Raw genomic sequence first — 26,820 nt, 5'->3', positions numbered from 1 at the left:
CTTCAACTTATTAATTCTGCTACACTTACAAATATATTAAAACTAAAGTTTCACCAAAACATTTAAGCCACTAACTGAAGCATAGTACTAATTAAATTATTATTATGGGTTTTGGTAAATATCCCCAAACCCTTGCTGAATTTTTCCTGTTCAGTTTCTTCCGCAAAGAGACGGCGGATATCAGAAAAAGCGAAAGAGCTCCGGTTTGCAACAGAGTGGCGACGAGTAGGTTTACTAGACTGTTGTGCCACATAAAACCAAAGCAATGACATGGCCATCATACAAAAATGGAGATGGTTCGTCACGGCATGCTCTGTTCTAGCCTGACAAGATAAGCTCCCTAATTCCTGTTTTAACTCTTTAAACCCAGCTTCAATCTTCCAGCGTGCACCGTACCATTCAATTATTTGAGTCACCGTTAAAGAGGTATCTGTTGAGTAGAGAGCAACCCAAGAAGCTCGTCCGGAATAAATCCACACGACTCTAATCTGTGTTTTTAACGATTGACTCATCACTAGCTCAGTATAAGCCTGTACCGCGCGGGTCTTACCGTAGAGCTTAACCTGATACGTTGTTGCATTTCTTTTATGTCGCCTTGCCAGAGTTGCTACATTGCCACGACGCTTGCCGTACTTTCTAGGCGCTCCTCTTTTTCTTTTCTTGGGTTGAGTAGGCTGATCATATAAGACACTATTCGAACGCAATCGAGAGAGGAGATGAAACTGTTCGCCAAGTGCTTTTTTCAAAGGCAAATATAATGACCCGTTACCAAACCAGTTATCACAGACTAACAATACTGAGCGATGGCCACATACTTTAACTACACGTAATATCATGGTAATTGCTTGATCAATCCGTGTTTGAAAGTCTTTTTTAGCGACATCTTTATTCAGCTGATAAAAACGAAAGTTTAGAGGTAAACTAGCCCAACGACCGTGAATATTTTTTAAGCAGCTCAGTTTGACAATATTTTGCCCCCAGATATAACGCGACTGATTTTGTTTAGCTGCATGATCAAAGTGTTTGCCACAAGCAAATATGTTTCTTCCAGTTTTAGGCAACATAGAATCATCTGTGGCAAGCAGAATAGGTCCTTCTGTCTGATTTAAGGGTAATATTTTTTGCCAGACAATTGGCCATAATTTATCCCAAGCTAACTTAGGAGAAGCCATAAATCCATAGAATCGACGGAGGGTGACGTTATATTTAAAGAGCTTTGTTATTGCTCGGTAGATATGTGAAGCTCTGGAACCTATTACTGGTAGCATAATGGCGATCAAAGTATAAACAAATAGTGCCTTTCTTTCTCCATTTTGCTTAATTTGAGTTTGCAATTCCTTAAGAAGATCGATTAAACTTTGCACTGAAGCCTCTTTTTTGGGTGTTGTTTTTTGGCGAAAACTAACATATCAAAAAAGGGGCTTTTTTGTTACTGGAATGGTGAAACTTCAGTATTAAAATAACCTGAGTGAGTTTTATAATAAGCCAAACTGTAATTAATAAGACAGTTTTTTGTTATCTTATTTAACATGCTTAAGATATACTCCAGCCAATAGATATATAAAGTATAAATGAGAATAAAGCATGGAAAGCTTAAGAGAGCAAGAAAGCCAAATTCCTTCTATTTACCCCAGCCTTGATTCTACATCATCTACATTAGTTCAAGTTGTTCAACAACTGTCTTTGGCCCACAGCCTAGAAGATGTCATGAAAATAGTTAGAACAGTTGCAAGAAAATTAGTAAATGCAGATGGAGCAACTTTTGTACTTCGAGAGAATGAGCAATGTTATTATGCCGATGAAGATGCTATCAGCCCACTATGGAAAGGAATGCGATTCCCTTTAAGGGCATGTATTAGTGGCTGGAGCATGCTGCATAAGGAACAGTTATGTATTTCAGATATATACAAAGATAGTCGTATTCCCCATGATGTGTATAAACCGACCTTCATACATAGCTTAGCAATGACTCCAATTCGTAAAAAAGATCCTATAGGAGCAATCGGTACTTACTGGGCCAAAAGTTATACGCCAACAGCTAAAGAATTGGATGCTTTACAGGCCGTCGCTGATGCCACATCAATAGTCATAAATGATTTAGCAGCTAGAAAATCGCTTGACAGAGTTAGAATCAGCAAATCATCAATTAAGCCGGCTTACCTGGATGGCATCTCATGATCTTAAAGAGCCCCTCCGTGGAATCAGTATGTTATCTTCACTATTAGAAGGTTAGTTACTGATAGGTGAGACACAAGGTTCTCTTACCCTTCAAAAAAATTCAATACAAGAGCTACCTCTCAAAGTATATATAGAAAAAATTAAAGACTCAGCCAAGCAAGCCTACCAATTGGTAGCTGATTTGCTAGAAATTTCATTAGTAGAAAATCATATCCCTTCATTGCGAGCTGTCGATTTAACTAATTTAGTACAAGACACGCTTAAGATATATGAGCAAACCATTGCAGAAAAAAACACCAAAGTGTATTACGATCAGCTACCTACTGTTTGGTCTGACCCTGTTTTATTATATCGAGTTTTCCAAAACATCATTTCTAATGCAATAAAATTTCATAAAGATGATAGTAATCCTAGAATAGAGATTAAAGCAAGTTTAGAAGGTGCATTTTGGCAAATTACTATTTGTGATAATGGTATAGGTATTGATTCCCAGCACTATAATAAGGTATTTGAATTTTTCAATAAGCTTAATACACGTGCAGACTATGTAGGTAGTGGTGTTGGTTTAGCATTTTGTAAAAAATCTATTGAATCAATAGGCGGTTCTATATGGATCAAATCACAACCAGATAAAGGCAGTTGCATTTACTTTACCTTACCAAGGAATGTCACATGAATACCCGTGGCCAAACCAATAAAAAGTGCAGGATAATCCTTATAGAAGACTGTGAGGAAGATGCACTGATTTTAAAGTACTTTATCCGTAACGCTAAACTCAACGTGGAAGAAATTGTTCACTTTGATGATGGTATGTCAGCCTATGAATTTCTAGACTCGGAAATAGTTGATGACAGATTACTTACAAATAATTTAGTTATATTGGATTTAAACCTACCAAAAATGACAGGACAAGAGATTCTTGAAAATCTGCAGAAAAATAAAAAAAACACGGTTGTCAATATAATTATTCTGTCAGGTTCCGAAAACCCTGCAGACAAAGAGAAGTGTTTTTCTTATGGTGCTAAAGCATATTATGTAAAGCCCTGGCACATGGATGGTTATAAAGAGTTTACCGAAAGCCAACTACGAGATGAAATTCACCTTATTTGCTCTATAGATAATTCACAATAAAATATAATTCGAAATTTCTTAGAACTGTTATATCAAGACTTCTAGTAGGTGAAATACTACTAATGTTTCATTCTACTTATAACTTCTCTATATTCTTTAGCTTCTTTAACAACTGGCGAATTAGGGAACTTTCCTTCTATAAAATCCAGATATTTCAAAGCTAACTGATCCTGGGATAGGCCTTCACACAATGCTTTTGCAGCCAATAAATAGGCTTGAGGTATTTCATAAGACCCTGGAAACTGCTTGTGCATATCTTTTACAAGTTGCACTGTTTCTTTGTGTTTTCCTATACTATAAAGCCCTTGAGCAACGCTGTTTCTTAACTCAGCTGTTGGCAGGGTAAAATCTGAGGCCTGATTAATGACATTGCAATATACTTGGGCAGCTTGACGTTGATTCTTAGCATTTATTAATAACTGGATCAAATGTTGGCCATGTCTGACTAACCGGTCCTGCTCTTTAGTTAAAAGCAATAAGTTATGATATTTGAGGTTTAAATCCAATACTTCAGGATTCTTTTCTAACACCGAGCGAAGGCGGCTAACAGCTTCTTCATAGCGCTTTTCTTTTTCTAAAACCGTACATTCCGCCATCGAAGCAATTCTTATATAGGTTGCCTCATCAGCATAGTAGTCGTCATCGTAGTTAGCATCATAGCCAAGATCTTCCTGGTGACGATAGAGGCAGTAACCCATCATGGCATGGAAAACAAATACAGTATATTCAGAAATAAGTGCAAAAAATAATAATCCTATAATTGTTAATAAAATTGTAGAGCTAGCCCCTTCACTTTCTCCACCTAAATAAACAGATGCCATAATAGGTAGCACATTCAGCACTGCAAAAAATATTAGCAAATTTATATAGTCCCCACCTAGCGTTTTAATCATCTCAAATATTCTACCAGGGCTAATAGCCTCACCTACATTATGCTCTTTTGCCATTATCATAATAATGGCTGGCCAAGCCAGTGCGACAATAAAAGCATATAGCAACACAAAATACTTTAAAGTAAGTAAAATAAAAAAACCTATACCGATAAAAACTAAAGCAACACCCAGCATTCTAAGGAATAACAAAAAACCTCGACCACTAAATACGTCTTCGAGTGGTGGTGGCTCCAAGTTACCTTCACTGATTTCAGAAATAACCTGAAAAGTGTATTTAAAATATACTGAAAACCAAATTACTCTGAGAACAAATGATATAACTACTGACTGGACACTACTGATCATTGCTGAAATCAAGGCCATCACAACAATAAAAATGATAATGTTCCAATCAAGGCCATATTTTAGAAAGTAAGGCACTTTCATCCAAAAAGGATCAGTGCTCTTGGTGCCACCTAAATAATCTAATGAAGAGCTGCATATATAGCATTTCGTCATAGGATAGTGTTCAGGAGGAATTGGTACGCAATCACCACAATATAAACGCTTACATTTACCACACCGCCATACAGCAGGCTCATTAGCATGGTACTTACAGTTCAAAGGTTCTGCCATTTAGTTACCTCTTATAGCGAACAGCATCATGCTTGCAGCCCAATCCTTTTGAGGCGACTTATTGATTATCTGATTAACAGCAGTGTAGTTCACTCAGTTAAACTGTGTGTTTTGAAAGCAACCGATAAACTCCATCTATCGGCTGCTTTAATAGTAAAACTAAAAGCAAAATCGTTTTTCAGGTAGGCGTTCTTTGTGTAGAAGATGAAAAATAAAGTTGAGTTTTGAGCCACACAACTCAATTATTCCTTTATCGGCATTCTGCTCGCTTTCAGACTATCTTTTATTGCTTTCAAGTGCTTTTGAAAATCAACCCCTCTTTTCAAAGTGACTCCTGTTGCCAAGACATCTAACACTGTTAAGTGCACCATGCGCGAAGCCATCGGCATATAAACGTCAGTATCTTCCTGTGTCGTTACACCAATTGTTAAAGTGCATTCATCTGCTAAATAAGAATTAGGTGCAGTAATACCAATAACCGTGGCGCCAGCTTCACGCCCCATTTTGGCAACTTCCACTAATTCCCGGGTGCGGCCAGTGTAGGAAATAATGACAATAACATCGCCTGTTCGGGCTACAGAAGCGACCATTCTTTGCATTAAAAAGTCATCATAAGCCATTACGGGAATATTAAATCGGAAAAACTTGTGTTGAGCATCCATTGCCACTGGGCCTGATGCCCCTACTCCAAAAAAGCTAATTTGTTTTGCCTGGATTAGGTAGTCAACTGCTTTGGTAATTTCGTTAGCATCAATGCTTTGCCTGGCAGAATCTAAGCTGGCAATACTAAAAGAAAAGATTTTATCAGTGTATTCCTGAGCAGAGTCATCTTGCTCCACATTACGACTAACGTAAGGGGTACCACTAGCCAAACTTTGAGCCAGTTGCAGCTTAAAGTCAGGGTAGCCCTTAGCATCAAAGCTACGGCAAAAGCGATTAACTGTCGGCTCACTAACTCCTGCCTCCTGAGCCAATGCAGCAATACTGTAACGCGTAGCGGATTGTGGGTCTTTTAAAATGACATCCGCTACTTTGCGTTCTGAGCGGTTTAGCGTATCTAAACTGGTTTTAATACGCTCGATTAAATTTATAGATCGAGTCATAAAGCAATCAGATGACCGGTTAAGTGACGAAGGGGCATATTGTAGCCAATAGTATTTTGCCAAGTATTGCTATTATCCCGCCTGCAAGCACCTAAAAGTATGCAGTGACTTAGGTTGCAAGCACTTTGCTGGCTATACTTGAACTTAAAAATGCGGCTTATCATAACTTGGCTTACCTGACCCTACCAGTATTTAAATGATCAAAACTTATAGCAGCATACTACTTACTCTAGCGATATGTAGTAAATTTAACAAACTAAATTGCAATATCAAGGTTTTACCCCTATCATCAGGCTAAAAAAGTAATTAGATAACTACAAATAGATCATTTGTATGAAAGCTGGTTATCAGTATGAACTCCAAACAAGACAAAGTGTGTGACTTAGCCATATTTGGTGCCCAAGGGGATCTGGCGCTCCGTAAGCTCTTTCCTTCTTTATTTCAGTTGGATAAAGCCGGTTTGCTGGCACCAGAAACTCGAGTTATAGGTTTAGCCCGTGACAACATTGACCAGCCTGGCTTTAAAGCCAGCGTTGTAGAGCACCTGAAAAAGTATATTGCTGCTGATGAGCTGGATAACGAAACACTGCAACGGTTCAGTAACCGCCTTCAGTATATCAAACTGGACTTTGCCACCGAGGAAGGTTACGACCAACTGGTTGCCAGCCGCGCAGAGGTTGATCACCGTTTAATATGCTATTTTGCTACTCCAGCTTCTGTTTATGGCCCTATCTGTGAAAACCTGTCTAAACACCAGCTAATAGACAACGAAACACGTGTGGTGTTAGAAAAACCCATTGGCTATGATCTAGAGTCCTCCTGTAAAATCAACGACCAGGTAGCTAAGTATTTCCACGAGTGCCAAATTTATCGTATTGACCATTATTTAGGTAAAGAGACTGTTCAGAACCTCATTGCTTTGAGGTTTGCCAACAATTTATTTGGTTCTCAATGGGACTTAAAGCATATTGACCATATAGAAATAACAGTAGCGGAAAAAGTAGGCATCGAAGGCCGTTGGGGTTATTTTGACAAAGCAGGTCAACTACGCGATATGGTGCAAAACCATCTATTGCAATTACTTTGTTTAATTGCCATGGATCCGCCCAGTGATTTGTCTGCTGACAGTATTCGCGATGAAAAAGTAAAAGTGCTCAAAGCGCTACAGCCTATTACGCCAGAATTACTAACGACACATGTAGTACGTGGTCAGTATAGTGCTGGCACTATTGATGGCAAACCAGTACCAGGCTACCTGGAAGAGGAAAATGCCAAACCTAGTAGCAGTACTGAGTCCTTTGTTTCACTGAAAGTAATGATCAACAACTGGCGCTGGGCCAATGTGCCGTTTTACCTAAGAACCGGTAAACGGATGCCAGAAAAACTATCTCAAATCATTATCCACTTTAAGCAGCAACCGCATTATATTTTTGCCCCTGAACAGCGAAGCATTGCTAGCAATAAATTAATTATCCGACTGCAGCCTGATGAAGGAATTTCTCTACAGGTAATGACTAAAGACCAGGGCCTGGATAAAGGCATGCGGTTACGAGCAGGTCCTTTACAACTGAGCTTTTCTGATACATTCCACACTGACCGTATACCCGATGCATATGAGCGTTTATTGTTAGAGCTAATGAAAGGCAACCAGTATCTGTTTGTACGACGCGATGAAGTGGAATATGCCTGGCGTTGGTGCGACCGAATTATTCAGGGCTGGGAAGACCAAAACACCCGCCCACAAAAATATCCTGCAGGCTCCTGGGGGCCGGTTTCTTCAATTGCAATGATTACTCGAGATGGGAGATCCTGGTATGAAGACTCAGCTTAATCAAATAGAAGCGCTATTGAATAATAAGCTTGTTAATTTTGATAACGCTGACCAGCTAACCACTGCTTTAGCTGAGCATATTACCAAGCAATTAACAGAAGCTATTGCAGATAAAGGCAAAGCAACCCTGGTATTATCAGGTGGGCGTACCCCAATACCCCTATTTAAGCAGTTAGCCAATGCAAACATAGCATGGGATAAAGTTTACATTACTCTAGCCGACGAGCGCTGGGTAAGTCCCAGCGACGAATCTAGCAACGAACGTTTAATTCACCAATACTTATTACAAAACCATGCAGCTAATGCCAACTTTACTGGTTTAAAAACACATCATGACTTAGCCACCGCCGGTGAAACTGAGTGCAACAACCTATTGGGGAAATTGCCCTATCCATTTGATGTTGTGGTATTAGGGATGGGTAATGACGGGCATACAGCTTCATTATTTCCAGAGTCATCTCGTTTAGCAGAAGGGTTGGATCCAAACAACCCCAATCACTGCCTTGCTATCACCCCAATGCATGCCCCTCATGAACGAATGAGCTTAACCTTTGCTTCGTTGAAACAGGCCAAACAACTTATTTTACACCTTTGCGGTACAGAAAAACTAAACACCTTACAAACAGCCTGTGAGGATGGGCCCATAGAAGATATGCCAATCAGGGCATTTTTGCGCAGCCATCTGCCGTTGACAATTTATTGGAGCCCATAGGGAATAAAGGTTTTAAACATCATGACAACTATACAACTGCCAACGTCTATTACAAACCAGATTGACCATATTTGTAGTCAATCACTGATAATGCCAGTGATTACGATTAACTCAGCTGAACAAGCACAGCCTTTAGCAGAAGCATTATTAGCTGGTGGCATAAATGTATTAGAAATAACCCTGCGCTCTGAACATGGCCTGACAGCTATTGCAGCGCTGAGAAAAAAATTGCCAGAAGCTTGGATTGGTGCTGGAACAGTAACTAACCGAGAGCTATTAAAACAAGCCCAAGAAGCTGGTGCACAATTTATTGTAACCCCTGGCAGCACTAATGACTTACTGACAGCTGGTGTTACCGCTAATATTCCACTATTACCAGGCATTGCTACAGGCTCAGAATTAATGATGGGACTTGAAAAAGGCTATCAACGGTTTAAATTTTTCCCAGCCTCAATAAATGGTGGCACAGCAGCATTAAAGGCATTTTCAGGCCCATTTAGCCAAGTAAAATTCTGCCCAACTGGTGGCATCAATTTAGAGAACGCAGCAGAATACTTAGCCTTGAAAAATGTTATGTGTATAGGCGGCAGCTGGGTAGTACCGAAAGATGCCGTAGAGAATGGAGACTGGAAGAAAATCACCACTATCACTAAAGAAAGTATTCAAGAGTTAAGTTAACCCATCAAACGGAATGGTGCATTAATAGCACCATTTCAACCCCTTCAAGATAATTGAAACGAATCAAAAGTATTTACCCCTTTCATAAAGCCTTTTTGACTTACATCAACCGATGCTTATATTCCTATAACAATACTATTTTATTAGCTTTATTTAATCATACAGGCCACTAAAATAATGCTCTCATAATCAATAATTTAATGAAGGAGTAAATCATGTTCGCTCGCATGGGACTTGCTATTATTATATGGGCTTTAACTATCATAGCAATTAATGCTCAGGCAGCTAGTATAAGCACTTACACTCAATCCAGCGAGCAAACTTACAACCTATTAGATAAGGAATAAAGTGCAATCAAATAAAAAACTGACTGTTAACATACCCTTCACAAATAATTTTTATGGTGCTAAAAAGTAGTCAGTTAGCACCATAAAAATTCTATGCTTTGGGTATTAATTAGGGTAACATTTTTACTTTTAAGCACTATCACTAGTTATGTCTAAAATACACACCATTTTTTAATAATAGTTTTTTAGCTTTATAGGCAAGTAAGCGGTGTGTGGATGCTGACGGATGCAACCCATCCCAGAATAAATACTCATTGGGGTCATCTGCTATTTTATTATTAGACCAGTTCCAAGCCGGCTCAAGAACATGCTTTATAAGAGTATTGGTTTTTTCATGCTTGAATTGCCCCGTTGACTCAATGCGATCTATCACTTTAGTGAACAGCTTATGCACATCAAACAAGTAAATAGTTGGTTGCTCATACTGCTGAATATCAAGCTGAGCTAATTTATCACTTAAAGTTTTATTAAACTCTTCAATAAACACTTTGGTTTTCTCTGCATAAGGGTTTAATACAGCCCCATATTGAAATGACGGCAAGTTCATAACTAAAATGTGTTTAGCACCCAATCCTTTTAACTGACTAATTTGCTGTATCAGTTTTAAAGCAGCTCGATGCCCAGTATCATTCAAATCACCAAACAGAGTAAACCACAGATTGTTAGCTCCTCCTTGCAAAATAACCAGATCAGATGACAAGAAGCGACCATGTTGAGCAGCAAAATCATTAATCTGCTGACCAATATTTGGCATAATAGTACCACCTGAAGTTAAAGTAGCTCCATCTTTTAAATCAATATCAACAAAATATCCACTACCTGTCATCGCACCACCCACAGCCCAGTTATTACCCTTCAAAGGTTGGATAGATAAAGGAAATGAAAAATGCTCAGTACCATTATTAATTTCTAAAATAGAGTCTATACCAGCCATTGCAGGAGTAGAAGGTTGTCGCCACAAACTAATATTTAATTGGTCTACCCAACTAAATCCATTACTAAAACGGGCACTTACATTAGGTGGCATTCCCCTAACACCAATAACCCCTTTAGCAGCCTGATTCATCTGCAAGGTAATTAAATGCTTATTACCTGCATCAGATAAACTGTCACCAAAGGCAATAATCCGACTAATTCTTTCCTGTTGATTTGCTAATAACAAAGCAGGCAAAATCGCTAATATTAGTACAATTATCCTCAACATAACTCCCTCAAGAAATTCATGAATAAACATCAAAAATACAAGGCAAAACCATTCTATATAAATATCTTATAATGCAGAACAAACATATGATGCAATTTAATTCAAAGCAACAACATTATTATTAATAATTGTTTTATTTATGTTAATAGACTATTAGTAAGTGCATACTCCAAAACCATATAAAAGCACCCCTTTTCTTTTATATATAATTAGCCAAATCATATTTCACATAACTGTATTTTTTATACCAACAACAATATTTACATTAGTAATAGAATAGTTAATTGATAGAATTAGTAGTCATATAATATATTTTAACATCTACAAGCTTTTAGTTTGCTAGAATAAATTAACACAGTTGAAAATTTTCTTTCACTGATACTTAACAATTTACCTAGCTTAATTTAACTACGGCTCTTTGGTTAATATAATGGCTAATAACACTAGTTCTCACTTAACGGTTGAACCTCTTCCTGAGCCTATAAAATCTACTAGAGCGCTGCATAACAAAATTGAAGTGGGAAGTAATCCATTATCCTATCGCCTTGATGTTTTACTCATTGTATTTGGCTTTCTATCACAAGAAAAAAGACAAAAAAATATTGATATTTTAAATAAGCTGAATACTGACTCCGATATAGGTCATTATTTAATAGATAAAAAGCTAATTACAGAAAGGGAGTTTCAGCGTGTTTTAGCCTATAAGCTAGGTATGCCTTTTGTCTCCCTTATAGACATAGAGTTTGATTCAAACATCATTAATCTGTTACCTGAGGAAGTTGCTAGAAACCATACAGTAATCCCAATATTAGATCTTGGTGAAAAATTAGTTATTGCATTGGAATTACCAATACAAAGCCAAACAATAAAATATTTAGGTTTTTTAACTAATTGTGTTATAGAACCTGTGGTTGCAGAAAGAAAAGATATTGAGTTCGCAATAGCTAGGTTGTATGGTAAAAATAGCGAACTTGAAGCCATGGAAGAGTTTCAAGATCATTATCATGAGAAAAACAAACTAACCAGCAAAGAGAACCTTCTACTTGGCCAGAAAAAACCCATTGTAAAACTTGTTCATAATATGATTCTTGATGCTATTGGTAGTAAAGCTTCAGACATTCACTTAAGGCCGGGGGAAAAAGATGTAGACTTACTATTCAGAATTGATGGTAGTTTAATAAAAATTCGAACTTTTACTAAAGGTCTACTAGCCCCTATTATAAGCCGCTTGAAAGTCATGTCTGGAATGGACTTAGCTATTCACAATTTACCACAAGATGGACAAGCCTATCTAAAGAAAAATGAACGAAAAATTGATTTACGTTTTTCAATAATACCCTCAACATATGGAGAAAGTGCTGTTATAAGAATTCTTGATGCAAAATATGGCATGAAGAATTTATCTGGCATAGGTTTCTCTGGAAATGATCTAACTTTATTTACCAATTTGCTGCATCGATCAAATGGTATCATTCTTGTTACAGGGCCAACAGGATCAGGCAAATCGACAACCTTGTATGCAGCGTTACAAGAAATAAAGAGTCGTAATGTCAATATTATTACAGTAGAAGATCCCGTTGAGTATCACATTGATGGCATTATACAAATACAAGTTAATCATTCAATAGGCTACACTTTTTCTCGAGCATTAAGACACATCCTAAGACATGATCCTGACGTGCTTATGGTAGGTGAAATTAGAGATTTAGAAACAGCGCAAATGGCAATTGAGTGCAGCCTAACAGGCCATATAGTGCTTTCTACGCTACATACCAATAGCGCGGCTACAACCATAGCACGGTTATTGGAAATTGGGATTGATCCTTACTTAGTTAACACTTCATTGTTAGGAGTGTTAGCTCAACGCTTAGTGCGGTGTAATTGCCAACATTGTTTGGTAGAAGAAAAAGTAAGGGCTGGAGTCCACTCAAGCTTAGGCCTTAAAAATGATGAATTGTTTTATCACGGTAAAGGCTGTGATCATTGCCGAAATACAGGGTATGTAGGACGCCATGCCGTTTATGAACTGTTGGTTATGAACAATGATATCCGAAAAATAATTAATAACAGCGGTAGTGCCGAAACGATTAAATCAGCGGCAGTAACAGCAGGCATGACACCACTTACCCAGCAAGCACTCAGACTAGCTCGTGATAAAACAACCTCTTTAGAAGAAGTATATCGAACTATTTTAGACTAACAAAAATTGAAGCTTGTTCACAATGGAATTATTTATTATGCATATATCTCTAACCAAACCAGAACTAAATAGAGCCTTAATCAAGGCAACTGAAATGTGGGAAAAAGGTGATGATCGTGACTATTTAGCAAAGTCATTACTTTATCACAATCAACTAGTAAAAACATTAGATACCGTCTATAAAGCAGCTAAACTGTATTTACATTCAGGTAACAGCGCAAAAGAACATGCTCAACTCATTAGAGCAATAGAAAAAGTAGAACAGTTCGACTCAATAAAAGAATGGTAAGCAGATATAGTCAAAGCTTGTAGTTTTTAGAGGCCTAACTTTGCAATAGCAAATTAGCCTCCTAATCATCATGTTAGAATAAGCATAGATGCATACTAAACCAGCATCTATATAATATATAACTATGATTTGAACTGATTAAAGCTTAAACCAAATTTTGATAAATACACTCGCAAGCGATGACTGTCATTACTCGATGCTTTTTGTGTCCGAGAATAGTTAAACAGCTCGCGTCCTGCAGCTGATATTGACGACTGTTGCTGGCAAATAGCAATTACTTGCTGCAATTGCAGTTGATCAAATAAATCCATGACTTCTAATTGATCTTCATCAAAGTATTTAGTTAAATCAGCCCTTGCATTTTTAGTAGCAGATTGGTTGATTTGCCAATGGTGTGAAAGCCGCTCAATTTCATGACAAACAATTTCTTCATTAATCCTTCCCCCTTCCGCCAAAGTCAGCATCCGTTCAACACTGGCATTTAAATCACGAAAATTACCACGCCAACTGGCTTGCGGAGAAGTTGCGAAAGATAAATATTTCTGTTTGGCTGGCTGATTAAAACTAGCTTTATGGGCTGTTTTTCTTTCATACTCTTGTAATTCGTAATTCAGGTTAGGCTCAATATCTTCTTTACGCTGAGCCAGTCCTGGTAGTTGATAGGTCCATAAATTAATGCGTGCTAATAAGTCATCACGAAATAAACCTTGTTCAACTGCCTGATATAAGTCTTTATTAGTACCGGCGATTAACTGAAAGTCACTTTGCACTGGTTTATCACTGCCCAAAGGATAAAACGTTTTTTCTTCTATGGCGTGTAATAACATAGCTTGCTCATCTACCCCTAGCTCACCAATTTCATCAAGGAATAACAACCCCTGATTTGCCGCCAACAATAAACCATCTCGCTTACTTTGCGCCCCGGTAAAAGCCCCTTTAATATGACCAAATAAGGCAGACATAGCATTATCACCTTTTAAGGTCGCACAATTAACCGCAATAAAGGCACCAGCAACTAGACCTTTTTGCTGTTTAAGCTGATAAATCCGTTTCGCCAGCATCGATTTACCTGCGCCGGTCGGCCCAGTAATGAGCATAGGTGCCGTACTGCGAACCGCTACTTTTTCGATCTGTTCGATCATTTGGTTAAAGGCTTTATTTTTAGTTTGAATACCGCTTTTTAGAAAAGACTGGTCATCTAAGGCTTCTTTTTGAAAACGCTGAGCTAAAGCATCATACTTGGATAAATCCAAATCAATAACAGAATAAGTACCAATGGCATTGCCTTCTTCGTCTCTTACACCTGGTGACGACTGTAGCAAACGAGCCGGTATATAGTTTGCCTCACACAGTAAAAACCAGCAAATCTGCGCCACATGGGTGCCGGTAGTAATATGCAGATAGTAGTCTTCCTTTTCTGGCTTAAATGGATAAGACTGACAAAACTCTAACAGCACACTGTAAACTTCTTCAAAATCCCAAGGGTCAATAAAACGGACAGGGTATAAATTATAGGCCGTATGGCTAGACACCTCCTGCACATCCTCACATACCTTGGTAGCCAAGTTCTTATCCCTTGGCTGATGCAGCAACTCTAAACGATCCAGCTCAAAATCCTTTTGCTGAAAAATACTCACCGTTGGCCGCCAACTATTCCAGCGCTTCGCTCCTTTACCACGACGATCTTTCGATGTACCCAACAAACCAATCACAACCTTGGTCTTTTCCATTCACCATCTCCAGCATTGCCATATAAAATCTATATAGATTCATAGTAATCCATTTAGATCAATAATGTATATCCCCCACTTTTCCAAAAAGCAATGGCAATTTCTGCTATATCAGCAAACCAACCCAAGCATTTTTTCAAACTTTGAAGCTACAAGAAAACCCAGACTGAACTTGACCGGCAGACAACACCAATAAAAGACAACAAATTTTATTTTGAAAAACTCAAACCTTTTGGTTCAATATTGTCCTTAACAACTTATTAATTGTTCTGATACTTACCTTGGTAGAGTTCTTCATGGTATTGCCTCAATTTCCCACTTTGTTTCAACTGTTCCAACCCTAGGTTGAATAATATCAACACTTGTTTATTTTTCTCGATTTTCTTCGATAATAAGAGGTGCAGGTTTCTCTCCTTAGACGGGGTGAGACTTTGAGTATGATGGGTAATTAGTTGCTGATCTTTCAGTCTGAATTTTGTTTGTAAAATATAATAACCAACTTCAGTAGTAATGGGAAAAATATCAATTCGCCCAGCTAATAATTTAGCAAAATTTTGTTCATCTCTAGGAACCCGATGAATAATGAACTCTTGGCTTTGCTCTGCCTTATCGTACTCTTCATTATACCCATAACCAATTGTTCCCCCTATTCTCATACCTTTAAGATCATCAAAACTATTCCATTTAAAAGGGAAATTTTTCAAGTGAAAAAAAACCGTATTAGTTCCTAAAACTGAATCACTGTAATAAAAGTCCTTTGCAAATTTGTCTTTATAACGCCACACAGCAGTCCCATCCAAATCGCCCCGTTGTGCTAATATCATACCTCGTTTCCAAGGAAGAAACTTATAGTTAACCTTAATACTCTTTAAAGCAAAAGCTTCAGTTATAATGCGTGAAACAAACCCATAATATTTTAGTTTCTTGGAATGGTAAGGGGGCCACTCTCCATTAGCTAAGTTGATCGACTCTACTGCCATGCAGTTGATAGAAAAGCTTAAGCTAAGTAATAAATTTAAACCATATATAGCCAGTTTTTTCATCAAAAAACCTAAATTTCAACTGTATTAAACTGCTCTGCAGTTTCTATATTTGCTGATAATGCACCCCATTATACGTTTCAAATATCAGTCAGGCTCCTCTCACCTAAACCCTTCACAATTTCAATAGTAGTTATCTCTTGAGAACCAACTAAACTCCAATTTTCCTTCATCATCAGATAACAACCATGTCAATATTATTCTAAAGGTTACACCAATAGAGAACCTGTGAAAGCTCTAATCCACCAAAACTTTCTTACAACTACCTTACATTAGTTTAGCCTAAGCCAAGTGCAAGAAAATTTTATTTCTATCTATATTGATAATATATTATTTATATTGATAATAAATTTAAAAAGTTCATTTAATAAATCTATAGCCCACCAACCTCTACAAACCTTGTGTAACCCTTACCTATCAAGACCTACAGCCATATTAAAGTAGAAACTAAAAAAGTTGGCACACTAATCGCTATATGAATACTGTGCAAAACGGAATGCTTTAGCAGGCCTGGTTGTTTGCTTAACACCAAAGCCAGCCTGGCAACTCTTGTTTCAAGTAAGTTGTACCAAAGCATCCAAGACACAGTGCCCTGTCACGGCATAGATTCGTAAGAATCTTATTGGTTTTTTATGATATGGCATACAACCGGGTTCGAGTCCCAAAAAACCACCATTAATACTGGCTTAAAACCAGTGCTTGATAGCTCATTTGGTAGAGCAGTTGCTTAGGGAGCAATGGGTAGAAGGTTCAAATCCTTCTCAAGCTATATAAATGTAAAAGACTACGAAAGTAGTCTTCCGTAAAATATACCTAAAGCGAAGGGTTTTTAGAGGAGGCCATCAAGTGATGAGTCCCATGAGCCTATAGATAATAGGTGATTGGGGTGAGTCACGATGATAACAAAACCTAAAAGCGATTCGCAAAAGGTATAAAAAAGGTTAGCGGTTGTTACCGCTGTTTAGCTTAATTAAATAACAAAATTAAACTTGCCAAAACTGAAAGTGAATGCAGGAAGCAAATACTTAAAAGAAGGTAATTTTAGTAAGGTGACTTAAGCTGTATTAACAGTTACATGTTATTTAATTATTTAGGTTGTTTTTGAATCATTCCTTGCAGGGTTACATTCTGTGGATAAAACACACGAGAAGTACTAATGCATGAGAACCATTCTTTAACCACCACTACTCAAGTAACCGCCCCTAACTTCTTTTGTCTTCGTGAATGAGTTTTAGAGTTTGTTGTCGTCGTTCTTCACCCCAATCACCTATTATCTATAGGCTTATGGGGCTTCATCGCTCGACGGCCTCCTCTAAAACCCCTTCACTTTGACTAATAAGCCCTGCATTTTAGGGTATTTAGATTTAATGGAGATGTATTGTGTTTAAGAAAATGGTTGTTGGCCTTAATGAACGGCTAATTATTGTTAAAGATAAAAGGTTAAACAAAGTTCTACCGACAGGTGTACATTATCTGCCAGCTTGGCAATATGATGAAGTAGCGCTTATTAGTACAGAATCAATATGTTTTGCTGACAGTAATATAGAGCAATGGCTGAAAGAACCAGCATTTTTGCAAAGTTTCGATAAACTGGAATTAGGCCGTTTTGAAGTTGGGTTAGTTTATAAACACGGTCAACTATGGCAATTATTAAACCCAGCTACTACCCACTATTTGTGGAAAGATTTAGATGATGTTGAAGTACGTACCATTAACATAGAAAATAGTTTTTACATTGAAGATAGCTTGCTGTGGCAGTTAACAAACAAAGAGCAAACTGTTATTAATGCCAATACCAACAACGTAACCACCCATAAAGTTAGCGCAGGATTTGTTGCATTAATTTATGTTGATAGCCAACTTATCGACTTGCAAGGTGAAGGTGAATTTGGTGTTTGGCAATATCAACGTAAAATTGATGTAGTCATGATAGATACCCGTAAAGGGTTAAAGCTTGATTATATACTGCAGGAAAACTGGTTAGAAATTCCTGCGGTAGCCGAGCAAATTGCACTATTTAAAACTGAAGCTCAGCAAGTTGGACTTTTGTATGAAGTACAACATGGTCAACGTCGCTTTAATCAATTGTTGGCACCTAATATCGAAGTAGCTGTTTGGCAGCAAAATAAAGTATGGGAGCTTGACCTGGTTGATATCAGTAGCAACTTTCGTGTAACTAAGTCATTACTGGATAGTTTACGCCAGATATTAAGTGGCCAATGGCTAATGACCTCAATTGCTCAACAGCACATTGGTCTGCTGCTACAAGATGGTCAATTAGTTAATACCCTGAGTACAGGCTTGCATGCTTTTTGGCCATTTGGTCGTCAATTGGAAATAAAACAGTTTGATCTACGCTGGCAAACTGCTGAAATTAGCGGGCAAGAAATATTAACCAAAGATCGCGTTAGTGTGCGGGTTAACCTAAACGCCAACTATCGTATTTTAGATGCGGTAATGGCTTTTGAAAACGTTAACAATGTTAATGAGTTTATTTACCGTACTTTACAACTAGCTTTGAGAGAAGCCATAGGCACACGAAACCTGGACGACTTGTTGATGGATAAAGAGCTGGTTAACCAGCTATTGCTAAAGCAATCTGCACAGCACTTATCATCTATCGGGATAGAGCTTGGTCAGCTGGGAATAAAGGACATTATCTTGCCTGGTGAGATGAAGGAAATTCTCAACCAAGTGGTTAATGCCCAGAAATCTGCAGAAGCTAACAGCATCAAACGTCGCGAAGAAACGGCTGCTACCCGTAGCTTGCAAAACACCGCTAAAGTAATGGAAGGCAACCCAACGTTGCTGCGCCTGAAAGAGCTGGAGTCGCTGGAAAAAGTAGCTGAAAGAATTGATCAACTGAATGTATATGGAGGATTGGAACAATTAATGAATGGATTAGTGAAACTAAAATAAATTCTGTGGTGCATACATATGCACCACTGTTTTTTATCAAAGCTTTAATCTAACGAGAATTACAAGAATATCTACTGACAAATAGCCCATCAGGATTTTTGGCTTTAGCAATATCAGCTGTTGGATAATTATCACACATTTTTGTAATTCTACTGCCAAGATTAAATTTATCTTCAATATGGTGTTCTTCAGATGCAATAACTCGACCTTCTTTATAAGCATAAAATGTGTATGTTCCCTTTGGCAAGCCACCAACTGCATTCCTTATCCATTGCCCACTACAACCACTGAGCAAAACTGAACCAATAAAAAACAATATCAATTTTTCTTTCACAATAAATCATCCAACTATGTAAATACCTAGAGAAAAAAGCTACCAATGATTTACAAAATTCAAATCAAACGTTACATGAATGTAACTTTAAATTCAACAAACCTACATGCTGTCACGTATAAATACTTATAGGACTTAATTTATATACTACTTTCTCTAATTATATATGAACTTACCGCTTCCTTGATAAAGGTAAATACTTTTAGAAGCTCTAACACCAGAAGAGCTATTGATATCCAATATATTAATTACTTTTCCAATTGAATACCGAACCATCACTGAAATGCATCACTACCATATTGGGCTTCACCACTTGCTTGTTTAGCAGATAATCTTTACTGCTAAAATTTGCTGTAATCGTGGAACCATCACTAAACATGGTTTGCTGCACTTGACGGTTTTTTGTTAAATCAACAAATTTAACTAAAGTCTTATCCCAAAGTTTTTCATGGGTTAATTGAAATCCTTTCGCGTAGTGCTTTAAAACAGGCAACCGTTTTTTTAGGCTATTACGACTAATATGCAACATTGGCGGTGTGTTATATAACATGGCGGTTAAATCACGTACCACTTTCACATCGGTAAACTTTAAGCTGTCTGCTCCCCAATGGAAGCCATTAATAACAGCATCATGAAAGACTGCTTGATATAACGGTAGCTTATACTCAGGCGCGAACAACAAATCTTTATAAGGTGCTTTGACTTGAACAGGCTTAAAGAAAACCTGCGGCTCATCATCTGGCCACCAGGCACCAAGATAGTATGGTGATTGCTTATTTTTACGCATGTCTGGGTCGAGCCAGCCAAATCCCATGGTTTGAATGCCATGAGCAAACAATATTGATGACGTATTAATTGCGTTACCATCTTCAGAGCCTAACGGTACTTGATATCGATCCACGAACCACTGCAAGCGATAATTAAATCCTTTTGCCATTGTCGACTGGGAGTGTAAACGTTTGGGCTGGTAGTCCTCATAAAGCATTCCAGTGGCATCAGCATCCAAAAATAAACTATTAAAACCGCCATAGCGCATTATTTTCGTGGAACGCTGCTGGAAATAAGCTTGCATACACTTTGGATTGGTATACACCCCTTTTCCTTGAAAGCCCATTTTTTTATGGCCATCTTTTTTAACAATGGCACAGTTTTCCCGTAACTGACTTGGTATCTGTGCAGTCAGCCAATTATCATTTACACCCATCGGTATTGCTGTATTATACGAGTCATAGGTACCTATTAAATAGCCAGCCTGTTTTGCTGCTGTGACAGCTTCTGGATGATAAAAAGCCGGAGTCCAACTGGGGGTCAGCAATAACAATTTATTCAATTTGGCTGTTTGCAAAGCCTCTATGACAGGTTTAGATAGTGCCTGACAGAAAAAGCCGTAAATTGCTCTTAGGATTATAAATTGTTTAACAATATGCTTATTAACAATAGCTATTTTTGCTAGCAAAAATAGCTTTCCAGTAAAAATAGGGTTTTTTATCCACAAGAAAGGGTGGAGTTGCTTAATTTTAAGCAGGCTGCCCCCTCTAGAGTGACTTTATGACTAGATGATAATGCTTTGTTTATTGGCAAAATATTTATTACGCGGCTTTTCGACGTGAACTTTTTGCTTGGCGATAGCGTTTTTCTTTTTCTTGTTGGTAAAGAATAACCCCTAACTTTTGGATATTCCGTCCCAACACGGCCAGTGACACATAGCGCTTAAACCCACGAATGCTATGGTCAGGGCATCGATCAAGTCCATGGACTTCTAGGGCATTAATGGCAGACTCTACAGCTGAATGTTGTTTTCTTGCTTTTTTAAACTGGTCTTCATTTTCATCTGCTTTTTCTTTAACTGTTAAACGCCCTTTTTTAGGTAGCACAACCTGATCTAATTCTTTCTCCAATTTCAATTGGTTTTTCGATGAATAAAAGCCTTTATCAAAGCTACACTGACGGAGTAAAGGAAATTTAGCCTTTGTGGCTTTCACCATGTCTACTGCTACGTCGACATCTTGCTCATTTTCCATCACGCGATGGTACAGAATAAAACCTGCTTGGCTCTCTAGTACACAGACTTTGATGCCTAATTCAACAGGCACGCCAGCCTTACCTTTACTTATCCACTCTGTATGTGGTTGAAAAATTGAATACACTTTTTCATCTTGGGGGATGACTTCTCCTTCAATCACCCGTCGCCAGCATTGAGAGGCTTGGCGTTGCCCATGGCTCAGGTAATGATGAATGTTTCGTAACTCCCAGACCGGCGCAGACAATGCTGATAATTTGGCTAAGGTGTATTGGGCCTTTTGCATAAGCCCTTTGGCGTGGGTGACATAGTGCCGATAGGCAGCCTGCTTGGCTGCCGCTGATTTTTTACCTTTCGCTTGATTGCTTTTCTGCGCTTGTCTGAAACATCTTTTAAGTGCCTTTAAATTATACCGATATTGTCGCCAATCACTCAGCCCGTAGCATTCACATAGCCGACTGATCAGCAATATCACTTTTCGTAAAGCATCCCATAATAAATGAATATCGGTAGGGTAATGGACCGTCGTTTTAACTACAAATGAGTCACAGCGGCCCCGCAAGCTTTCTTCAGTGTTTTTTTTAACAGGGCATGACCTGACTCAACCACGAGGGTATTAATTTTATCTAGCATCTCCGGGGTTAGCAGCGGGACATTATCTTTGAGTGTTTGGATATGGTAGGGCGTTAAATCTTCCCAATGCTCTCCATGACCCAACATGGCCCTGATGGTTCGATGTTGATTCACCAGTTCATGCAAACGGTCAAAATCACAATTTAAATTCAGCCGGAGTATCCCCATCACCAGTATTTTCCACCAATCCATCCCAGGGCGCCCTAGCATTGGGTTGGCCCGGCTGGCCATCTCCTCTTCAATAATGCTAAACACCTGGTTTCGAAGCTCATCAGTACAATACAGGTGTTGCAAGCCTCTCAGCGCTTGGGGAATATCATCTCGGGATTTAGGGTCAAAATGAATCGTTGAGATGTCTGTTTGACCAAACTGAAGTTGAGGGTTGTGTACGTGCCGCATACTGTTGTATCCACCGAAGTTTTGCCTATTTTAACTGAAAAATGGCTGATTTTAAGCATTCTCCAAACATAAGGCTGTAAACTTCAGGTGGTGTTTACGTATGGTAAGCCTTGTCAATGAAGGGATTAAGGAGTTTTCGGTCAGGCACTAGATAATCCCTGCCCCCAGTTAACTGCTGGTTTAAGAAAAGCTATCAGTTTTTCTTTCGCTAATTTTTTGCGTTCTTGTGCTGCCTGATACTGTTGATCAATAAAATTTCTTTTATTGGGATTAGAAGAAACTGGTACTACTTTTGTGAGTGCTTGCTTAAGCATGTCAATCACACTGCGTTGATGATACTGGCTAACCCATTGTGCATTTGGATTAATTTCTTTAAGCACTTGTTTTTGCTCTTTAGAAAAGTATTGACTTAACCATTTTGATTTGAGTGATGTTAAGTACTCAATCAAACCTCGCCAATTCTTCACATCTTGCCTACTCAATAAGTGTTCGCCAAATAAGTAAATGTGGGTTGCACCAATAATTTTCTCTCCATCGTTTAACTTGGCTAGTTTTTCAGATAATAAAGGCAGTTGATTTTGTTGTTGTAAGTACAGTCGATAACGCCGCGCACCTGATAATAAGTCATTGCCTAAATGTACCAGTACTGAAAATTGCTCTACCGAGTTTAACTGATTAAACGTATGACTAGCAGTCATTTTTAACTGACCATTTGCTTGCTGAAAATGCAGTTTATTATTGTAAGGATTGAGTAAAATCCAACTAACAGTTTTTCCTTGGCTGGTGGTTTGACTCCAAAAGGGTAATTTTAAATCCCAAGTGGTATCTATTTGGTCAAACTCCTTTGCTAAATACTGTTGCCAACCTTGGTGTTTTACAGGTACACGAAAGCCTTCAGCTAATGGCAATAATAGCTCATTAGTGGTTTTTGCCGGGAGTGAAAACCATGTCAATGTTTGTTGTGGGATAAAGTGTGACTGGTTAGTTTTGTGTTTGGATAGATGTTTAGTTTTCTCACTTTCTCGAATTTTTTCAAAGCTAATGAATAGGTCATTATTGTTAAGAGTAGCTTTTCCTTGAACTCCCAATTTAGACCACAGCCATCGTACACTACTAGCAGACACCTGCTCTAAATTTGTCGTTATTTTTTTGGTCTTTGCAGCACTAGCAGCAAACTCACCCGATGAGGTCTGCCAGACTAATGCCATGGTTTCAGGGTTAAAATCAACCTTAAAACGACCATTAACAAGCTCAATAGCATTTAACTCTGTTGCAGCTAAAAAATTAACTAAACAACTAATTACATATATGTAAAAGTGATTCATAATTAGGTATTAACTTATCTACTTTAGCTAAATGTGTTTAATACCATAACAACGTATCATGAAATGTCATGCCTATGTCATTTTATACCCAACACGAATGACTTTTAGGTGCAGCCATCAGGTAACGACAGCCTCAAAAAATACGTGATTAGGAATAAAGATAACTTTAATTTTATGGTTTAGCGAACAGGCAAAATAAAAATTAGGGTAACTAGTAATACTAATAATTATTTCAGAATATCTCTTTATTACTGTAGATAAGACCAGAAGGATTAATTAGAAGGATAGTATGCTTGTGGTGCATGCATATGCACCACTATTTTCTTGCAATAAGAACTTAATTAATATAATTATTATCAAGTGCAGCGGCTGCACCAATCAACCCAGGATATTCACTCAATACTAAATAGGTAGGTATTTTTTCTGCGTAGTTTTGTAAACGCCCTTTATTTTCAAAAGACTGTCTAAACTGACTTTCTGCAAAAAAATCCTTAATGCGAGGAATGATACCACCCATTATATATACCCCACCTTCGGCACCTAAAGTCAGCGCCGCATTACCTGCAGCCGCTCCTAATAAATCACAGAAATGGGCTAGCACCTGATGCTCTATTGAATTTTCGTCACCTAAAGCTTTAGACGAAATATCTGCTGCCGTTTGCTGTTTTATGGGCTGGCCATTTAACTGACAATGGGCTTCATATAAATCAACCAAACCTGCTCCACACAGCAACCTTTCTACAGAGACCCTTGGATATTTTTTTAAAAAAACTTCCAGCACCCCCATTTCAAACTTATTACGAGGCGCAAAATCTACATGGCCACCCTCACCAGACAAAGCTAACCAGCCACTACTGGTAGCAGCCAAACCGGCCATACCTAACCCGGTTCCAGGGCCAATGACTAATTTGGTTTTATTGGCAACGACTTCTCCACCACCTATTTTCATTAATTCATCATCAGTTAAATAGGGGACAGACAAAGCAAGTGCTGTAAAGTCATTAATCACTTTGAATGAATCAAAACCAAACTGCTGTTGTACCGCTGACCGGGAAAAATCCCAATGGTTATTGGTCATTTTGATTTGGTCTTGATGAATAGGACAAGCAAACGACAAGCAAGCTTGTTTGATATCAGGGTTTCCTACTGATGATAAATAATCAGCTAAAGCATCTGGCATATTTTTATAATCTGCACAGGGGAGCACTTTAATTAATTCAGGCTGTACTCCCCCGTCCAATACCATAGCAAACCGGGCGTTAGTACCCCCAATATCCCCAACGACAACGGGCTGGTTCATTCAATTTCCTCATTCGCAAAACCAAACACTGAAGCCCCCTGCTCTGCACCACTAGCAAAAGCACGCATTTGCCCAAACAGTTCTCTACCCATTCCTTGATGCGAGTGAGCCAAGTCCACTTCAACTGCTGTACGCTGCTGCCAGTCTTTTTCATCGACTAATGCAGTCAACTCACCTGTTTGTGCATTTAACCGCACGACATCGCCATCTTGCAGCTTGGCTATAGGACCATTCTGGGCGGCTTCAGGATACACATGAATAGCGGCAGGCACTTTACCAGAAGCACCTGACATTCGGCCATCAGTAACTAAAGCCACTTTAAAACCTTTATCTTGTAACACCCCCAAATAAGGCGTCAGTTTATGTAATTCTGGCATACCAATCGCCTGAGGCCCTTGGAATCGAACCACCGCAATAAAATCTTTTTCCAGTTCCCCACGTTTAAACGCTTCAGCCAGATCATTTTGATCATGAAAAATAACGGCAGGTGCTTCGACGATTTGATTTTCTTTAGCTACTGCAGATACTTTGATAACACCACGACCTAAATTACCATTTAATACTTTTAAGCCTCCTTCTGGACTAAACGGCTCAGCAACAGGTCGCAATACATCAGCATTATGGGTTTTCTTAACCCCATCTCGCCACACTAATTTATCTCCATCTAAAAAAGGCTCTTGCGTATATTGGCGAAGTCCTTCACCAACAACAGTTGTGACATCATCATGAAGCAAACCATTATCCAGTAGCTCACGAATTAAAAAGGCCATACCACCCGCAGCTTGAAAGTGATTAATATCTGCCTGCCCGTTAGGATAGATTTTGGTTAATAAAGGCACCACCGCAGAAAGCTCAGAAAAGTCATCCCAGGTAATTTTTATTCCTGCTGCTGCAGCCATCGCCACCAAATGCATGGTGTGGTTAGTAGAACCACCAGTCGCCAACAATGCAATTACGGCGTTAACAATCGTCTTTTCAGATATCACTTGATACATTGGCGTAAAATCACTACCTAATGCAGTGATTCGAGCCGCTTGTCGAGTTGCTTCTTTGGTCAGCTCATCACGTAATGGAGTGTTGGGATTAATAAAGGAAGCCCCTGGTAAGTGTAACCCCATCACTTCAACCAACAACTGATTACTGTTCGCTGTGCCGTAAAAAGTACAAGTACCTGGGCCATGGTAAGACTCAGACTCCGCTTCCAGTAACTCCTCTCTGCCCACCTTACCTTCTGCAAACAACTGACGAATCCTAGCCTTTTCCTTATTTGGTAAACCTGATGGCATTGGACCTGCTGGCACAAAAATTATGGGTAAGTGACCAAAGCGCAGAGCCCCAATGAATAACCCAGGCACAATTTTATCGCACACGCCTAAACACAACGCTGAATCAAACATATTGTGGGAAAGCGCTACTGCTGTAGCCATAGCAATCACATCACGACTAAACAAGCTAAGCTCCATACCTGGTTGACCTTGGGTAACCCCATCACACATTGCGGGTACACCACCTGCAAACTGGGCCACAGAGCCAATTTCATGAGCAGCTTGTTTAATGAGTTCAGGAAATGCTTCCAAGGGTTGGTGAGCAGATAACATGTCGTTATATGACGAAATAATACCAATGTTAGCTTGGTTCATCATTTTCAGTGCCTGCTTGTCTCCACCAGAGCAAGCTGCAAAGCCATGGGCCAGGTTGCCACAGGATAGTACGCCACGATGAGGACCCTTTTGCTCTGCATGCTGCATCGCTTGCAGGTAAGCTTGTCGAGAGCTTCGGCTTCTCTCGATCACCCGTTGGGTTACTTGTTCTACTATTGGATGCATAGGGTCTCCTCGTTTTTGATCTACCTAAAACGTCAGGTATGGGCTCAGGTTCCTGAAAATATTGTAATATTACATAACTTTTTAAATTTATTTCAGTATGCCAGCTTGTTAAC

At 38.7% G+C, this 26,820-nt stretch carries 21 protein-coding genes and 1 tRNA gene; 10 read left to right on the top strand and 12 right to left on the bottom strand.

Annotated features, from left to right (window positions below; all coding sequences use genetic code 11):
- Positions 1–62: 62 nt before the first annotated feature.
- The gene (locus tag G4Y78_RS03325; RefSeq protein ID WP_163831647.1) at positions 63–1,364 is read right to left on the bottom strand and encodes an IS701 family transposase; all 1,302 of its coding nucleotides are present in this window, start codon (positions 1,362–1,364) and stop codon (positions 63–65) included.
- A 220-nt stretch (positions 1,365–1,584) separates the two neighbouring features.
- On the opposite strand from G4Y78_RS03325, the gene G4Y78_RS03320 reads away from it, so the two are divergent.
- The 3 genes from G4Y78_RS03320 to G4Y78_RS03310 all read left to right on the top strand — a co-directional run bounded on the left by G4Y78_RS03320 (position 1,585) and on the right by G4Y78_RS03310 (position 3,309).
- On the top strand, positions 1,585–2,178 hold the full coding sequence (locus tag G4Y78_RS03320) for a GAF domain-containing protein (RefSeq protein WP_163831645.1): 594 nt from the start codon (positions 1,585–1,587) through the stop codon (positions 2,176–2,178).
- Positions 2,179–2,347: 169 nt separating this feature from the next.
- On the top strand, positions 2,348–2,854 hold the full coding sequence (locus G4Y78_RS03315) for a sensor histidine kinase (protein WP_163831643.1): 507 nt from the start codon (positions 2,348–2,350) through the stop codon (positions 2,852–2,854).
- Positions 2,851–3,309, top strand: coding sequence for a response regulator (locus tag G4Y78_RS03310; protein WP_163831642.1), 459 nt, complete (start codon positions 2,851–2,853; stop codon positions 3,307–3,309). Before G4Y78_RS03315 ends, G4Y78_RS03310 begins: the two co-directional genes overlap by 4 nt.
- A gap of 59 nt (positions 3,310–3,368) precedes the next feature.
- Here G4Y78_RS03310 and G4Y78_RS03305 read toward each other — a convergent pair whose 3' ends face one another.
- Both G4Y78_RS03305 and G4Y78_RS03300 read right to left on the bottom strand, forming a co-directional pair.
- Entirely contained in the window at positions 3,369–4,628 is a 1,260-nt protein-coding gene (locus G4Y78_RS03305) for a DUF4013 domain-containing protein (RefSeq protein WP_163831639.1), read from the bottom strand.
- 431 nt (positions 4,629–5,059) lie between these two features.
- Entirely contained in the window at positions 5,060–5,920 is an 861-nt protein-coding gene (locus tag G4Y78_RS03300) for a MurR/RpiR family transcriptional regulator (RefSeq protein WP_163831637.1), read from the bottom strand.
- A 352-nt stretch (positions 5,921–6,272) separates the two neighbouring features.
- On the opposite strand from G4Y78_RS03300, the gene zwf reads away from it, so the two are divergent.
- From zwf to G4Y78_RS03285, 3 genes are read left to right on the top strand one after another with little or no spacing between them, the layout of a single operon-like run.
- Positions 6,273–7,751, top strand: coding sequence for a glucose-6-phosphate dehydrogenase (zwf, locus tag G4Y78_RS03295; protein WP_163831635.1), 1,479 nt, complete (start codon positions 6,273–6,275; stop codon positions 7,749–7,751).
- Positions 7,735–8,463, top strand: coding sequence for a 6-phosphogluconolactonase (pgl, locus tag G4Y78_RS03290; protein ID WP_163831633.1), 729 nt, complete (start codon positions 7,735–7,737; stop codon positions 8,461–8,463). The genes zwf and pgl overlap by 17 nt, the downstream gene beginning before the upstream one ends.
- Positions 8,464–8,484: 21 nt before the next feature.
- Positions 8,485–9,141, top strand: a complete 657-nt coding sequence (locus tag G4Y78_RS03285; protein ID WP_163831631.1) for a bifunctional 4-hydroxy-2-oxoglutarate aldolase/2-dehydro-3-deoxy-phosphogluconate aldolase — start codon at positions 8,485–8,487, stop codon at positions 9,139–9,141.
- Positions 9,142–9,630: 489 nt separating this feature from the next.
- On the opposite strand, the gene G4Y78_RS03280 is transcribed toward G4Y78_RS03285, so the two are convergent.
- A complete protein-coding gene (locus G4Y78_RS03280; protein WP_163831629.1) occupies positions 9,631–10,692 on the bottom strand; it encodes an SGNH/GDSL hydrolase family protein in 1,062 nt (353 codons plus the stop codon).
- Positions 10,693–11,122: 430 nt separating this feature from the next.
- Here G4Y78_RS03280 and G4Y78_RS03275 point away from each other — a divergent pair, with 430 nt between their 5' ends.
- Both G4Y78_RS03275 and G4Y78_RS03270 read left to right on the top strand, forming a co-directional pair.
- Entirely contained in the window at positions 11,123–12,892 is a 1,770-nt protein-coding gene (locus tag G4Y78_RS03275) for a GspE/PulE family protein (RefSeq protein WP_163831628.1), read from the top strand.
- 37 nt (positions 12,893–12,929) lie between these two features.
- Positions 12,930–13,181: a hypothetical protein gene (locus G4Y78_RS03270; RefSeq protein WP_163831626.1), complete on the top strand. Its 252-nt coding sequence runs from the start codon at positions 12,930–12,932 to the stop codon at positions 13,179–13,181.
- Positions 13,182–13,303: 122 nt separating this feature from the next.
- On the opposite strand, the gene rtcR is transcribed toward G4Y78_RS03270, so the two are convergent.
- Together rtcR and G4Y78_RS03260 are read right to left on the bottom strand one after the other, a co-directional pair.
- Positions 13,304–14,911, bottom strand: coding sequence for an RNA repair transcriptional activator RtcR (gene rtcR / locus G4Y78_RS03265; RefSeq protein WP_163831624.1), 1,608 nt, complete (start codon positions 14,909–14,911; stop codon positions 13,304–13,306).
- 260 nt (positions 14,912–15,171) lie between these two features.
- Positions 15,172–15,954 (bottom strand): substrate-binding periplasmic protein, encoded by a 783-nt coding sequence (locus G4Y78_RS03260; RefSeq protein ID WP_163831622.1) that lies wholly within the window; start codon positions 15,952–15,954, stop codon positions 15,172–15,174.
- A gap of 694 nt (positions 15,955–16,648) precedes the next feature.
- Here G4Y78_RS03260 and G4Y78_RS03255 point away from each other — a divergent pair.
- Both G4Y78_RS03255 and G4Y78_RS30935 read left to right on the top strand, forming a co-directional pair.
- Positions 16,649–16,720: transfer RNA gene (locus tag G4Y78_RS03255), tRNA-Pro, on the top strand.
- Between the two features lie 611 nt (positions 16,721–17,331).
- Positions 17,332–18,870 (top strand): slipin family protein, encoded by a 1,539-nt coding sequence (locus G4Y78_RS30935; protein WP_230425691.1) that lies wholly within the window; start codon positions 17,332–17,334, stop codon positions 18,868–18,870.
- A 49-nt stretch (positions 18,871–18,919) separates the two neighbouring features.
- Here the strand turns inward: G4Y78_RS30935 and G4Y78_RS03245 are convergent, their stop codons facing one another.
- From G4Y78_RS03245 to edd, 6 genes are all read right to left on the bottom strand, one after another.
- The gene (locus G4Y78_RS03245) at positions 18,920–19,204 is read right to left on the bottom strand and encodes a hypothetical protein (protein ID WP_163831620.1); all 285 of its coding nucleotides are present in this window, start codon (positions 19,202–19,204) and stop codon (positions 18,920–18,922) included.
- A 244-nt stretch (positions 19,205–19,448) separates the two neighbouring features.
- Positions 19,449–20,660, bottom strand: coding sequence for a glycoside hydrolase (locus G4Y78_RS03240; RefSeq protein ID WP_163831618.1), 1,212 nt, complete (start codon positions 20,658–20,660; stop codon positions 19,449–19,451).
- A 133-nt stretch (positions 20,661–20,793) separates the two neighbouring features.
- Positions 20,794–22,256, bottom strand: a protein-coding gene (locus G4Y78_RS03235; RefSeq protein ID WP_408022081.1) for an ISNCY family transposase whose coding sequence is annotated in 2 segments (ribosomal slippage) — positions 20,794–21,798 and positions 21,801–22,256 — 1,461 coding nt in all. Because the reading frame shifts where the segments join, the coding sequence is not laid out codon by codon here.
- A gap of 140 nt (positions 22,257–22,396) precedes the next feature.
- On the bottom strand, positions 22,397–23,581 hold the full coding sequence (locus G4Y78_RS03230) for a hypothetical protein (RefSeq protein ID WP_163831614.1): 1,185 nt from the start codon (positions 23,579–23,581) through the stop codon (positions 22,397–22,399).
- A gap of 337 nt (positions 23,582–23,918) precedes the next feature.
- Positions 23,919–24,881 (bottom strand): glucokinase, encoded by a 963-nt coding sequence (locus G4Y78_RS03225; RefSeq protein WP_163831611.1) that lies wholly within the window; start codon positions 24,879–24,881, stop codon positions 23,919–23,921.
- A complete protein-coding gene (gene edd, locus G4Y78_RS03220) occupies positions 24,878–26,707 on the bottom strand; it encodes a phosphogluconate dehydratase (RefSeq protein WP_163831609.1) in 1,830 nt (609 codons plus the stop codon). Before edd ends, G4Y78_RS03225 begins: the two co-directional genes overlap by 4 nt.
- Positions 26,708–26,820 lie beyond the last annotated feature (113 nt).

The sequence above is a fragment of the Spartinivicinus ruber genome (assembly GCF_011009015.1).
Taxonomy (GTDB): Bacteria; Pseudomonadota; Gammaproteobacteria; order Pseudomonadales; family Zooshikellaceae; genus Spartinivicinus; species Spartinivicinus ruber.
The sequence above is the reverse complement of the archived record's forward strand: the minus strand, read 5'-3'. Positions and strand labels throughout refer to the sequence as shown.

Excerpts from the sequence above, each read along its gene's own strand:
- G4Y78_RS03320 (WP_163831645.1), top strand. The coding sequence starts at position 1,585 with ATGGAAAGCTTAAGAGAGCAAGAAAGCCAAATTCCTTCTATTTACCCC.
- G4Y78_RS03310 (WP_163831642.1), top strand. The coding sequence starts at position 2,851 with ATGAATACCCGTGGCCAAACCAATAAAAAGTGCAGGATAATCCTTATA.
- G4Y78_RS03305 (WP_163831639.1), bottom strand. The coding sequence starts at position 4,628 with ATGAAAGTGCCTTACTTTCTAAAATATGGCCTTGATTGGAACATTATC.
- G4Y78_RS03300 (WP_163831637.1), bottom strand. The coding sequence starts at position 5,920 with ATGACTCGATCTATAAATTTAATCGAGCGTATTAAAACCAGTTTAGAT.
- zwf (WP_163831635.1), top strand. The coding sequence starts at position 6,273 with ATGAACTCCAAACAAGACAAAGTGTGTGACTTAGCCATATTTGGTGCC.
- pgl (WP_163831633.1), top strand. The coding sequence starts at position 7,735 with ATGAAGACTCAGCTTAATCAAATAGAAGCGCTATTGAATAATAAGCTT.
- G4Y78_RS03285 (WP_163831631.1), top strand. The coding sequence starts at position 8,485 with ATGACAACTATACAACTGCCAACGTCTATTACAAACCAGATTGACCAT.
- G4Y78_RS03280 (WP_163831629.1), bottom strand. The coding sequence starts at position 10,692 with ATGTTGAGGATAATTGTACTAATATTAGCGATTTTGCCTGCTTTGTTA.
- G4Y78_RS03275 (WP_163831628.1), top strand. The coding sequence starts at position 11,123 with ATGGCTAATAACACTAGTTCTCACTTAACGGTTGAACCTCTTCCTGAG.
- G4Y78_RS03270 (WP_163831626.1), top strand. The coding sequence starts at position 12,930 with ATGCATATATCTCTAACCAAACCAGAACTAAATAGAGCCTTAATCAAG.
- rtcR (WP_163831624.1), bottom strand. The coding sequence starts at position 14,911 with ATGGAAAAGACCAAGGTTGTGATTGGTTTGTTGGGTACATCGAAAGAT.
- G4Y78_RS03260 (WP_163831622.1), bottom strand. The coding sequence starts at position 15,954 with ATGAAAAAACTGGCTATATATGGTTTAAATTTATTACTTAGCTTAAGC.
- G4Y78_RS03230 (WP_163831614.1), bottom strand. The coding sequence starts at position 23,581 with ATGAATCACTTTTACATATATGTAATTAGTTGTTTAGTTAATTTTTTA.
- G4Y78_RS03225 (WP_163831611.1), bottom strand. The coding sequence starts at position 24,881 with ATGAACCAGCCCGTTGTCGTTGGGGATATTGGGGGTACTAACGCCCGG.
- edd (WP_163831609.1), bottom strand. The coding sequence starts at position 26,707 with ATGCATCCAATAGTAGAACAAGTAACCCAACGGGTGATCGAGAGAAGC.